The sequence below is a fragment of the Pseudoalteromonas sp. AS84 genome, from assembly GCF_038900255.1.
Taxonomy (GTDB): domain Bacteria; phylum Pseudomonadota; class Gammaproteobacteria; order Enterobacterales; family Alteromonadaceae; genus Pseudoalteromonas.
Window position 1 is genome coordinate 178068 of record NZ_JBBMQY010000002.1, and the last position, 13082, is coordinate 191149.

Annotated in this window: 8 protein-coding genes; 4 read left to right on the forward strand and 4 right to left on the reverse strand. The window is 40.7% G+C overall.

Annotated elements, in window-relative coordinates:
• Positions 1 to 21: 21 nt before the first annotated feature.
• A complete protein-coding gene (locus WNY79_RS03240; protein WP_342875111.1) occupies positions 22 to 1350 on the reverse strand; it encodes a GH1 family beta-glucosidase in 1329 nt (442 codons plus the stop codon).
• Between the two features lie 239 nt (positions 1351 to 1589).
• Here WNY79_RS03240 and WNY79_RS03245 point away from each other — a divergent pair, with 239 nt between their 5' ends.
• Positions 1590 to 4169 carry an exo 1,3/1,4-beta-D-glucan glucohydrolase gene (locus WNY79_RS03245; RefSeq protein ID WP_342875112.1) on the forward strand — a complete coding sequence of 860 codons (2580 nt, stop codon included), beginning with the start codon at positions 1590 to 1592 and terminating at the stop codon, positions 4167 to 4169.
• Between the two features lie 313 nt (positions 4170 to 4482).
• Here the strand turns inward: WNY79_RS03245 and WNY79_RS03250 are convergent, their stop codons facing one another.
• The 3 genes from WNY79_RS03250 to WNY79_RS03260 form a co-directional block, all read right to left on the reverse strand.
• The gene (locus WNY79_RS03250; protein ID WP_342875113.1) at positions 4483 to 5970 is read right to left on the reverse strand and encodes a tryptophan halogenase family protein; all 1488 of its coding nucleotides are present in this window, start codon (positions 5968 to 5970) and stop codon (positions 4483 to 4485) included.
• Positions 5963 to 7513: a tryptophan halogenase family protein gene (locus WNY79_RS03255; RefSeq protein ID WP_342875114.1), complete on the reverse strand. Its 1551-nt coding sequence runs from the start codon at positions 7511 to 7513 to the stop codon at positions 5963 to 5965. Before WNY79_RS03255 ends, WNY79_RS03250 begins: the two co-directional genes overlap by 8 nt.
• A gap of 102 nt (positions 7514 to 7615) precedes the next feature.
• Complete coding sequence (locus tag WNY79_RS03260; RefSeq protein ID WP_076925949.1) at positions 7616 to 10582, reverse strand: TonB-dependent receptor; 2967 nt, start codon at positions 10580 to 10582, stop codon at positions 7616 to 7618.
• Between the two features lie 611 nt (positions 10583 to 11193).
• Here WNY79_RS03260 and WNY79_RS03265 point away from each other — a divergent pair.
• From WNY79_RS03265 to WNY79_RS03275, 3 genes are all read left to right on the forward strand, one after another.
• Positions 11194 to 11853, forward strand: coding sequence for a hypothetical protein (locus WNY79_RS03265; protein WP_253188827.1), 660 nt, complete (start codon positions 11194 to 11196; stop codon positions 11851 to 11853).
• A gap of 3 nt (positions 11854 to 11856) precedes the next feature.
• Positions 11857 to 12531, forward strand: coding sequence for a Crp/Fnr family transcriptional regulator (locus WNY79_RS03270; RefSeq protein ID WP_101163003.1), 675 nt, complete (start codon positions 11857 to 11859; stop codon positions 12529 to 12531).
• A gap of 71 nt (positions 12532 to 12602) precedes the next feature.
• Positions 12603 to 13010, forward strand: a complete 408-nt coding sequence (locus tag WNY79_RS03275) for a hypothetical protein (protein WP_342875115.1) — start codon at positions 12603 to 12605, stop codon at positions 13008 to 13010.
• The last annotated feature ends 72 nt before the right edge of the window (positions 13011 to 13082 follow it).

A 13082-nucleotide genomic window follows, 5' to 3' on the forward strand; every position in this document is an offset into this window, starting at 1 on the left:
TTATTGTTATAAGCCGATAATTTATCGGCTAGTTATTAGTTTAGTGTACGCCTTACCGCTGGCTTTAACAGTTCGTTTTTGTGTGTTGTAGTCTACGTGTACTATTCCAAAACGTTTTAAATATCCTTCAGCCCATTCAAAGTTATCCATTAAGCTCCAAGCAAAGTAGCCATCTACTTTTACGCCTTGCTCAGCTGCGTTATGTAGGGCATTTAAATGCTCGTGGTAATATTCAATACGGTCGTTATCGTTCACTTCACCGTCTTTAAATTCGTCAGCCATGGCTGCGCCATTTTCGGTAATATAAATAGGCGGTAGGGTGTATTTTTCGTTTAACGATACAAGTAACTCTGTAAGTGCTTTAGGATAAATTTCCCAGCCTATATCGGTCATTGGTGCTTTATGTGGCAGCTCATGGTAAAAGTCGGTTTCACTTGCTTGATAATGCATGCGGGTATAAAAATTAACCCCTAAGTAATCTAGTGGTTGAGCAATTATTTCCATGTCGCCATCCAAAATATCAGGGCGGTGGGCTTTAGGTAATTGCGAAATTATATCTGGGTACTTACCTTGCATTACAGGCTGCATGTACCATTGGTTTATGTAGTCATCAGCAAATGCAGTCGCTTTTAAATCTTCTTCGCATTGGGTAACTGAGTAACAAGGCGTAAAGTTAAGTACAATACCGTTTAGTGTATTTGGGCTGTTTTTAGCAAGTACTTGCATAGCCAATCCGTGGCCCAGTAATAAGTGATGCGCAGCTTTACGACCAAACTCGCGACCTACAATGCCAGGCGCATGTACGCCAATTTCGTAACCTAAGTAAGAGCTACAAAACGGCTCATTTAAGGTGGCGTACGAGTGCACGCGATCACCAAATGCTTTTGTAATTAAATCTGTGTAATGCGCAAATTCGTAAGCGGTGTTACGGTTTAACCAACCGCCTTCGTCTTCAATATGTTGTGGTAAATCCCAGTGGTACAGCGTTACAAAAGCTTTAATGTTACGGCGTTTTAATTCATCTAAAATGTCGGTGTAAAATTTAACACCTGTCGGGTTTAGGTGGCTATTTTTAGTCATTACGCGCGGCCACGAAATAGAAAGTCTGTAAGCGTCTACACCTAATGACTCAATTAAGTTTATATCGTCTTTCCAGCGAGAGTAGTGCTCGCAAGCTATATCGCCATTTGAATTATCGACTATTTTGCCTTCTTTACTGCAAAAGGTATCCCAAATACATGGCAAGCGTTCGGTTGCGCCGCCTTCAATTTGAAATGAGGCCGTAGCTACACCATAGGTAAAATTTTTGGCTAAAAGGGGTGAGCCACTAGGTAAAGATAATTGTTTCATTAAGAGAAAACCTCTGCTTCTTTTTGGTAAAGGTTGCTTTGTATATAGCGTGTATTAAATTCAATATTGGAAGCGCTTCCATATTTAATTTGATTAATCACTAAGGATGGTATTTAATAACTTTAAGGAAGCGCTTCCATATTTAGGTTAGTGGCTATTGCTAAGTAGGTCAATAGTTAAATTTAAATAACAAATAGGTGCTGCACAAAAACACACTGACACAACACAGGGCTATAAAAATGAAAAAAAGCTTAAACACTAATAGGTTACGAATGCTCCCTATTTTAATAGGCGGATTATGCGTTCTAAGTGCGTGTAATAAACAAGAAGCTAACGCTAATAATAACGAAAGCGCGGTGGCCAAAAAGGCTGAACATGAGCAAGGTGATTTATCACTTTGGCCAACGCTTAAAAGCAAAGTAGTGAAAACGCCTGAAATTGAAAATACGATTGCACAATATTTAAAAACAATGACGCTTGAGCAAAAAGTAGCGCAGATGATCCAACCTGAAATTCGCGATATTAGTGTTGAAGACATGCGTAAATATGGTTTTGGTTCGTATTTAAATGGCGGTGGCTCGTTCCCGAATGCTGATAAACATGCAACGCCTGCCGATTGGATAACACTTGCTGAGAGTATGTATCAGGCATCGGTTGATGACTCAATTGATGGCAGTAAAATTCCAACTATGTGGGGCACTGATGCGGTACATGGTCATAATAATGTGATTGGCGCGACATTATTTCCGCACAATATTGGTTTAGGTGCAGCAAATAATCCTGCATTAATTGAGAGAATTGCAGCAGCTACGGCAATAGAAGTAATGGCAACAGGGATAGATTGGGTATTTGCACCAACAGTTGCTGTAGTGCGCGAGGACCGATGGGGCAGAACGTACGAAGGCTACTCAGAAGACCCTGCAATTGTACGTGAATATTCAGCCGCAATTGTAAACGGATTACAAGGCAGAGCTGGTGATGACTTTTTAAGTGACAAACGCGTAATTAGCACTGTTAAGCACTTTTTAGGCGATGGTGGCACGGTAGATGGCGACGATCAAGGGGACAACATTGATAGCGAAGAGACGTTATATAACATTCATGCGCAAGGTTATATAGGAGGCTTAACCGCAGGTAGTCAATCGGTTATGGCATCGTTTAATAGCTGGAATGGTAAAAAAAATCACGGCAATAAATACTTACTTACCGATGTACTAAAAACAAAAATGGGTTTTGATGGCTTTGTTGTAGGCGATTGGAACGGGCACGGACAAGTTGCCGGCTGTACAAATGAAAGCTGCCCGCAAGCTGTTAATGCCGGGCTTGATATTTTTATGGTGCCAACGGGTGCTTGGAAACCACTTTATGAAAATACAATTAAACAAGTAAAAGCGGGCACAATAACAATGGCGCGAATAGATGACGCCGTGGCACGTATTTTACGCGTTAAATTACGCGCGGGTTTATTTGATAAACCAAGCCCCGCAAATCGAAAATATTCAGGTGAGTTAGAACTAATAGGTGCACCTGCACATCGCGATATTGCCCGCCAAGCGGTACAAGAGTCGTTAGTACTGCTTAAAAACAACAACCATTTATTACCGCTTAACCCGTCAAGCAACATACTTATAGCAGGCGATGCGGCCGATAACATAGGCAAGCAATCGGGTGGTTGGAGTATTACGTGGCAAGGGACTAATAATCAAAATGCAGATTTTCCTGGGGCAACGTCTATTTATGCCGGATTAAAAACGCAAATAGACTCTGCTGGCGGCAACGCTATTTTAAGTCCAACGGGTGAATTTAATACTAAACCCGATGTAGCCATTGTTGTATTTGGTGAAGAACCATATGCAGAGGGGCATGGCGATAAAGACAACCTTGAGTTTGAGCGTAACAATAAACGCTCTCTTAAAATATTAAAAACATTAAAGCAGCAAAATATACCGGTTGTTTCTGTGTTTATATCGGGCAGACCAATGTGGGTTAACAGCGAGCTAAACGCGTCAGATGCATTTGTAGCAGCATGGCTTCCTGGCACTGAAGGACAAGGCATTGCAGATGTTTTATTAGCGGATGCAAGTGGGCAGGTACAATACGACTTCAAAGGTAAATTGTCTTTCTCATGGCCTAAATCGCCACTACAAACCGCAGTAAATAAGGGCGATGCTGATTACTCACCATTATTACCCTATGGCTTTGGTTTAACATATAAAGATGAAAGTACGCTTGCCAATAATCTAAATGAAGACTCAGGTGTTGATATTAGTAACCTTGCGCCGCTATCTATATTTAATGGCAGTTTTAAAACGCCGTGGCGTTTGTTTTTAAATTCAAACAGCGAGCAGCACCAAGTAGCAAGTAACAGTGTAAAGCTCGGTGGCATTACTTATCGCACTGAAGACAAAGCGATTCAAGAAGATGCGATGCAATTTAACTTTGATGGCACTGCATCCAGCTACATCGAAATTAATAGTAACTTTACCGAAGACAAAGTGGCCTACATTGAAGCAAATTCGGCCCTTAGTTTTAGCTATAAAGTAAACCAAATACCTAGCTCACAGACATACCTTGCAATGAAGTGCGAACAAGGTTGTGGCGGCGAGCTTGATATTACCAATGAGCTTGAAAATGCTGATTTAAATACATGGCAAACCATGAGTGTAGATTTAACCTGTTTTGCTAAAAAGGGCGTTGATTTTGCCAGAGTAACCAGCCCTTTTATTATTAAAACAGCAGGAGAGCTTAGCGTTTCAGTTGCAGATATTAGCTTTGAACCACAAAGCGCTAAAAGCGCCGTGGTTAAGTGTGAAGAATAAACGTAAAAGTTGTTGTGTATATCCAAAGCCCTGAGGGCATGTTGATCTTTGTGGATTGAAATTTGTTCAATCTAGGGGCAATTTAATCGCGGCGAGAGGTTTGTAACCTAGTGGGCTAAGTAAAAACCGAGCAACAAAGAGTAAATTGCCCCTAGGCAGAACCCTACGGGCAGCGCATGTTTGGCATTTATGCTACGTTATCGCCTATTTATGGGGAATAACCACACTACATAGGCTCTGCCTTGCCTAAAAACCAAACATACTGCTGCAAATTCAACCACCAAAGAACAACACGCCCTAATAAGGGCTTTTTTTATGCTGGGCAATATTGTTTTAAAAACTCATGGTGAGGCGGTAATTGGCTAACGCGCTGTTCTATTTGCTGTTTAATACCGTGTAAAAAACGGGTGAGTTCTTCATCGCTCATCATGCCGGCTATTAAGTGATGTTGATTAGGCTCAATACCTTGACCAAGCATTACTTGCACCCACGAGTCGACTCTAAAAATGTCGCCATCGTCTAAAAATACACGGCCAGTTTGCTTAAACAAATCAATTTTATGCTGAAGTGTTTTTGGCACCTCCATCGCACTACAGTGTTGCCAAAACTCACTGTCATCGCGATTAGTTACTTTGTAGTGCAGCACAATAAAGTCGCGAATATTTTCTATTTCACTTTTAAGCTGTTTGTTGTATTCGTCAATGGCGTGATTGGTAATGCCATTAAACGGAAATAAACGCATAAAGCGAATAATACCCGACATAATTAAGTGAATGCTGGTGGACTCAAGTGGCTCTACAAAACCGCTAGCAAGGCCAAGTGCTAGGCAGTTTTTGTTCCAGCCTTTTAAGCGCCGGCCTGTTTTAAATTTAATAATACGCGGCTCTGTAATAGCCTCACCTTCAATGTTATTTAATAGTAGCGCTTTGGCTTGTTCGTCATCCATATATTGGCTGCAATATACTAATCCGTTACCTACACGGTTTTGCAGCGGTATACGCCATTGCCAGCCGCTTTTGTGGGCAATAGATCGGGTAAGTGGCAATACGGTATCGCTGGTGGATTTTGTTTGCACGGCAATGGCGCTGTTACACGGTAATAAGTGCGACCAGTCTTCGTAGCCAGTATGCAATGCTTGCTCTATTAATAAGCCTCTAAAGCCGGTGCAATCAATAAAAAAGTCGCCATTAATATACTCGCCACTATTTAAAGTTAATGACTCTATATGGCCTGTTTTAGTATTTTTTACTACTTTTTGTATTTTACCTTCAATGCGTTTTACACCTAATGGCTCTGAAAATTCACGTAAAAACTGCGCGTAACGCGTGGCATCCATATGGTAGGCATAGTTAATGGGGTTTTGCTGATTAAACGCAAATTTACCGGCTTTAGCCGCTTGCAGCTCGTAGCAGTAATCGCCAAATGGGTTGTTTATTCCAAGTGCTTTTCCTTGCAGCCAAAAGTGATGAAATTCACCCGCCCAACATTCTTTGCCCGTTGCGCCAAATGAGTGAATATAATGCGTGTTTTCATCGCCCCAGTTTTCAAAGCTAATACCTAATTTAAAACTGGCTTGAGTGGCTTTCATAAATGCTTGCTCGTTTATACCCAGCAATTTATGAAATGTACGAATAGGCGGAATTGTTGCCTCACCAACACCCACAGTGCCAATATCGTCAGATTCAACAAGGGTTATGTTTATATTGTTGCCAACTAATTTAGCAAGTGCTGCTGCAGCCATCCAACCTGCAGTGCCGCCCCCAGCAATTACTACGTTTTTAACAGCGTTTGTTTTAGTCATTATGTGGCTGCCCATTATTTGATAAAAGATGATTTAAAAGCGCGCGATTACTTGGTAGTCCGTTTAAACACTGCGCTATTTTTTCGCGGTTTTGCTGATAATAGTAATCCCCAACACGTGGGTCGTTAAATGCATTTTGTGCAGATACTGTTTGTGTATTAAAGCCCATGCCATATAAAACGTATTGGTAACTGCTTGATGAAAACACTTCTTCGTTTTCAATAAAATCAAAGCGGCTAGGGGGCTGAAACTGCCAAAGTTTAAGTAAGTTTTGTAGGCGCTCGGGCGCGGTATTTAAATTACTAATATCTTGCCAATAAGGAGTGTCGTCGCGCTCGCTTAGCACATAATGAAGCTTTAAAAATTCAGTAACGCGCTGCCAACGCGTGCTAAAACGATCATTAAAACGCGTTTCAAGCTGGCTCATGTGTGTGCGGTTTTGCGGGAGTTGCTCGCTTATCATGCTAATTGAAAGCTCAACCATAGCAAGTGCTGACGCTTCAAGTGGCTCTAAAAAGCCAGCTGACATACCCACGGCAACACAGTTTTTAATCCAAAATTTTTGCCTGTAACCAGGGCTGAATTTTAATACGCGGTAGTTAAGTTGCTCAGCTTGTTGCTCACTGGTACTTTTAGCTATGTAGCTTTTTAGTGTATTTGTTGCGCTTTCATCACTTTGATATTTACTACTAAATACATAACCTGTGCCACGGCGCGTTGGTAGGGCTATATCCCAAATCCAACCGTTACTTTGCGCAGTAGAAAGCGTTGCAGAGGCAATTGGCTGATTGGTGTGTGCATTAGGTATTTGCGCTGCAACAGCGCTGTTATTAAATAAAATATGATCTTGCGCTATAAACTCGCTATTAAAATGCTCACCAATTAAACGAGCGCGAGAGCCTGAGCAATCTATAAATAAATCACCTGTTATATCGCCATTATTATTTGTCTTTATTGCGGCAATATAGCCATGCTCGTCGTTAATAACCTCGGTTACATCGTCAGTAATATGTGTAACGTTTAGGTTTTTAACGCAGTGATTTTTTAAAAAATCAGCAAATTTACCCGCATCTAAATGATAACCATAGTTGGTGACTGCTGCGTATTCGGGTGTTTGTAATTGCTTTGGCGCAAGGGCTGCTTGGCATACAAAGCTTTGCATATTAACAATGTCGGCAAATTTTTGGTTAGGTGCAATGCGTTGCCAGCTGGCGTGTAAATTGGTTTGCTCATAGCCTTGTGGATTCATAAAAGGGTGATAGTAGTTTTCTCCCTCGCTGAGGTTGCGCCAATTTATAAATTTAGAACCTTGCTTAAACGACGCGTCGCACTGGGTTATAAAATCACTTTCTTTAATATCAATACGTTGCAGCGTGTTACGCATTGATGGCCACGTACCTTCGCCCACGCCCAATATAGGCACATTTGCCGACTCCACTAACGTTACACTAAGGTGCGGGTGTTCGGCGGCTAATAAACCTGCACTTAGCCAACCGGCAGTGCCACCACCTAAAACGACTATTTTTGTTATTGATTTGGTCATGAGTTAACACCCTAAAATTGATAACAATTAAACTAGCATTAATACTGTTTTAAATACAAAAAAGCCGCTAGTAAAAACTAACGGCTTTACTTTGTATTACCTTTAGAAGTTGTAACGCATACCAATATTGTAACGTGCGCCTAGCTGTTGTAGGTTCCACAATTGTACTGACGTACGGCCATGTTCGCGGCTGTTTTGCTCAGTTATGTTAAGGCCTTCAACAAAAAACGAAAGTTGCTCGCTGTAGTTGTACGCAACATTAAAGTCGATTTGATAATATTCTTCAGTAAAGCCTGGCTCATTTACATATCGAGCTGCGCTATTTAAAAACTTATCACGCCAGTTGTAAGCAATACGCGCTTGAAAATCATCGTTTTCGTACATTGCAATAAAGTTAGCTGTATCGCTTAAACCCACTAGTGCAAATTGTGTTGTAGTAGGGTCTGCGTTTACATCAAAGTCTATGTCGCCGTTAACTGTGGTGTAGTTTGCTTGCACACCAAAACCGCTTTCACCAAAAAAGTGCTGAAAGGCAATTTCAAAACCATCAATGGTGGCATTTTTATTGTTGGTAGGTACTTGTGCTGTAAATTCTAGTAATGGGTCATCGCTGTTAGCAATTACATCGTAAGCGGCTTCAAACTCTTCGTAGGTCATAGAGTCAAAATCAACGTTATTTTCTGTTGCGGCAACCATTTGAAATAAGTTTGAATCGGTTAGGGCAAGTCCGCGAGATTCTAGTTCAGCAATGGCAGCTTGTGCGCGAGGGCCTGCTGTTGCATCGCGTAATCCGTAGTAGTTTTGTGTCATTGGTGTTAAACCAATAAAGTTTTCGATGTCTTTAGTGTAATAACCTACCGACACATAACTTGTTTCTGCAAAGTACCACTCAGCCGATACATCAATATTGTCTGATTCAAGCGGCACTAAGCCAGGGTTACCCGTTGACGCTGTAGCCGGTGAAGAACCCGCTAAAAGAGTAGGGGCACCCGGTACACCAACAGTCGCTGCTGAACTTAAGTTGTCGTAAGTTGGGCGAGCAATTGTAGTGCTATAAGAAAAACGCGCTTTTACGTTTTCGATTACTTCTATGTCAAAGTCAAAGCTTGGTAAAAAGTGATCGTAGCTAGATTTAAGCGTGAAATCTTCTTTATCTGAGCCAAAGCGAACGTTAAAGTCGTTATTACCTTCCCACGCTACTGCGTTAGGTAAGTCGATATTAGCTGTTGAGGTAATGTCGGTAGACTCTTGGCGCGCGCCAATAACAATGTTGTATGGCATATCGCCAATGTAGCCGTTGTAAGTAAATTGCACAAACGCTGCGGTTATATCTTCTTCAATGGTGCGGTTAGTTGCAAATGCGCCATCGGCTGCAAAGTTAAAACCGTATTCTTCACCTGCCCAGTAACCAATTTGCGATGCGCTGCCGGTATAACCTTGGTTGTACGAACCCGATGTATCGTAGTCGTCAAACTCAGCTAAAAAGTTTGTTGGGTTTAGGTAGCCATCAGGTAGTTCGCCTGGGTTTTCTATACCCCAGTTACCCATTGTATTACGTGTAAGTGATTGCAGTGAATGGCTTTCCATAGAGCGAGACTCTATACCAAAGTCAATTGCGCCGTTTTCAATTTCGTATTTACCATGGATTCTAAATTCTGTGATTTCAGACTCTTGGCGAGCAAAGTTAGAATCTAAAATAGACGTACCCACATCAGAGGCATCTAACGTGTTATTACAATTTAGGTTGTCTCGGCGACAATCATCAAAATCGATACTCATTGATGGCAGTTCGCGGCTAAAATCAACTTCTTGTGCGTTAACTACGTTTGCGCCCAAGCCAGCGTTTACCCAGCTGCCGTAAGGTGCATCTGGTTTGCTAGTGGCTTTTGAATTGTGCGCATCAAACATAAAGCTCAATTCTGAATTAAAATAGTACTCAACGTTTAAGCCAATAGAGTCGTTTTGGTTAACTTGGTTTAGCTCTTGAAACGCTAAGCCTAAATCGCGTGTTTGCTGATCGCGACGTTCTTCTCGGTAATAAATAGGGGTTTTTACTGTGTTATCGTCAAACGTTAGCGCGCTTTTGTAGTTATCCATCCATATTGATTGCTCAGCACGGGCTTCGAATAAATCTTGCTTAGAATATGTGTAATCAAGCGTGGCTGTTAAATCGTCAATTGGGCTGTATTGCAGCGTTAATTGTGCGTTTGTACGCGTACGTTCTCTGTCGGCAATGGTGTAGCGCAAATCTGATGGCATTGAATAAAGCTGACCAACAGCGGGTGCATTAGTTAAAACAATATCGTCTGCAGCTTGTGGGATTGTGCCGTCAAAAGCTGATGTATTCCATTGATTTACAAACGCACCTGTTGATGAGCTATCGCGCTGTTGCATGCTTGCAGTTAACGAGGCACCAAATTTAGCTTCACTGTCGGTCCAGCTAATTAAGCCCGAAAGCTCTGGTGTTATGTCATCACCAACGCGATTTGTTGAATCGTGTAATGCTTTTACACCAATGCTTGAAACAAAGCCTGGGTTATCAAGTGGGCGAGCGGTATTAATATTAATTGTTGCGCCAATACCACCTGATGCAATACTTGCTTTACCCGTTTTATATACTTCAACCGATTTAACGCTATCAGACGCTAAGTTTGCAAAATCAAAAGCACGAGAGCTGGGTGTACCGCCGCCTGAAGGCAATGAAGCTGCCGGCATAGTACGTCCGTTTAGGGTTACCATATTGTAGTCGGGGCCAAAACCACGAACTGTTACTTTAGAGCCTTCACCATTTGAGCGATCAATCGACACACCCGTAATACGCTGTAGCGACTCTGCTAAGTTGGTATCTGGAAATTTACCAATATCTTCAGCTGATATTGCATCTACAACGCCAGCGGCGTCGCGTTTTAAACGAGTAGACTCTTTAATACTACTTTTAAAACCAGTAACTTGAATTACTTCAACATCTGTATTTGCTTCTTGTGCATATACAGGTAAAGAGATTGATGCGCCTAAAATCAGAGATAGGCTGGTCGCTATCTTTGTTTTTCTTACAATATGGTTAGACATTCGGTTTCCCTCGCGCTTTTATCATTATTATTAACAGCTTGTATGGGGCTGTTATTGTGTAATTGTAAACATTGTCAAATGTGTGGAAGCGCTTCCAGAAAAACCCATTTAATTTAGCTTTGTGGAAGCGCTTCCAGAAATGCTAGTTTAAATTTTAAATAGGGTCAACTATTGTTTTAATAAAATGAGACTAAATTGTTTTTAAAATGTGTGTTTTTTAGATTTAAATCATAAATTACAGTTGGTTATGAAAAGCCATTCAAAAACAGTGCTGTAACAACATTTTATTATAAGAAACCCGATTACTGATTCATTTAGTTATTTAGACACTTTATGGTGTTTTAACATCAGCTTTTACTACAGGCTAAAATTAATAGGTAGAGCGTTGGTGACTAAACCTAGGCACCTAAAACAGAGGGTGTCTCATTTTATAAATTGGTCATTAAAAAATCAGAGATTGTTTAAAAAATCGTTAATTAAATCACTAAAAAGTAACGTAGTTTTTGCAGAAGATGGTTTAAAAATAAACTTATAAAGTATTACGCATAAGAGTGTTGCGGGTCACTAGTTTTATCGCTATTTTAAAGGCTCTCTCATAGATGGATTTTATTATGCGCATTAAATTTTTAGCGAGCTTTTATTCTTTCTTCTTGTTTGCACTGTTTGGTTGTGACGACCAAAGTATGGCAATGCAAGATAGCCCTCAGCTAAATAATAATGCAAGTAACTTACCCACTAATAACAAAGTAAACACACCTCCTGTAGTTCAAAAAAACGAACCCGCTTTAGTCGTCGGTATGCTAGCTACGCACTGTAAAAGTAATGAAGCAGCCTACATTAACGCAAAAATGCATAAAGTTGTGCGTAACCCAGATGAAAATACAGCTTACAAGTTAGAGCCTACCGAGAAGGTACTTTCTGTTTGTGTTGCAAAAGATGACTCATCGCTTAGTTATCGATTTGGTCGTATTAATGACATAGGGCTTGAAAAAGAAGCTTCACCAGATGCACCATTTGGTAGTTACTACAGGCAAATAGGGCGTATTGGCCAGAGTATTTTATTTTTTAGTAACGGCGAATATCATTATTATATTATTAACTCAGGCGGCATGGGTAGCGGTGTAACCGTTAATGTTTATAAAAACGATACATTAATTTCGGAGCTGTTTTCGGGTAATGATCCTTACGATGACTTTGTTATAGCAACCGATTTAAATTTCCCTAAAAAATTGGTTATCGAAAAACAGCCATTTAATAAGCAAATGCAGTAAATAATGACTCCACAGCAGCAAAACGTTATAGAGCAAGGGCATTGGTTTAAAAGCCGCAGCGCTTATTTAAAAAGCTTTTTATTAACGCAGGGAAAAACGCTCTCGCTTAAAGCTCAGCAGTCATTATTTTTGCGAGGTGATAAGCACGACGGAATTTATGCCGTACTTAGCGGCGTGGTGCGTATTAGTGGCGTAAGTAACGAAGGCAAAGAAGCCGTATTGAGCTTTATTGATTCATCACTGTGGTTTGGCGAAGTTACTTTGTTTGATGGTGGCCTGCGCACTCACGATGTATATGCACAAACTGATGTTGTGCTTTTTTACGTGCCCCAACGTGCGCTTGAACAGCTATTAAATGAACAACCACAATATTGGCAAGAATTTGGATTATTACTGGCGCAAAAATTACGCCTTATGTTTACCTCAATGGAAGATCACGCATTATTAAGCGCTGAGCAAAAAGTATGCAATCGACTTTTAATGCTTAGCGAACATACAGAGCACTTAACACCGCTTGTTTTATCTCAGCAGCAACTTGCTGATATGACCTACCTAACGCGCCAAACTATTAATCAAATACTGCAACAGCTTGTTAGCTTACAAGCTATTAGTTTGGGGTATCAACGCATAACTGTTTTAGATAAACAAAAGTTACAGGCCCGTGCTACACAAGCTTAAATAGAGGCTGCTTTATTTAGTTGGAACCAAAATTGCTACATAATATGTAATGCAACAATGGATTTGAGCTAATGACTACAATAACCTTTAAAAATCAATATAGTAATTATAACTCTCCAACAGTAAATAAAGCGGCAGGTTCAAGCGAAGTTGCGGCAACTAATACCCTCCCTAATGAAAAACCAAATGGTGTTAAAGGCATAAGCTCAACGCCTAAAGATCAAACGTTTTTAGAAAGTGCCCAAGAAGCGCTGGTTTATCAGCGCTTAGGTGTAAACAAAAACAAAATAGACGAGCTAAAAGCGACAATAGAAGAGCTCATTAAAGAACAGCAAAGTGAGGGCGCAGACCCTAGCGCAATTGCTGATAAAATAGAGGAACTTCAAAAAATGCTTGAGCAAGAGTATCAAAAAGGGCGCGAGCGAACGGATATGCAAGGTGAGCATGAGCCGGGTAAAATAATTTCTGCATTTGTTTAATTTACAAAATGTCGGATACCTGACATTGTTGTTGTGTCTACTTTTGCTAAAGTAAGTTTTATAGATAAAAAT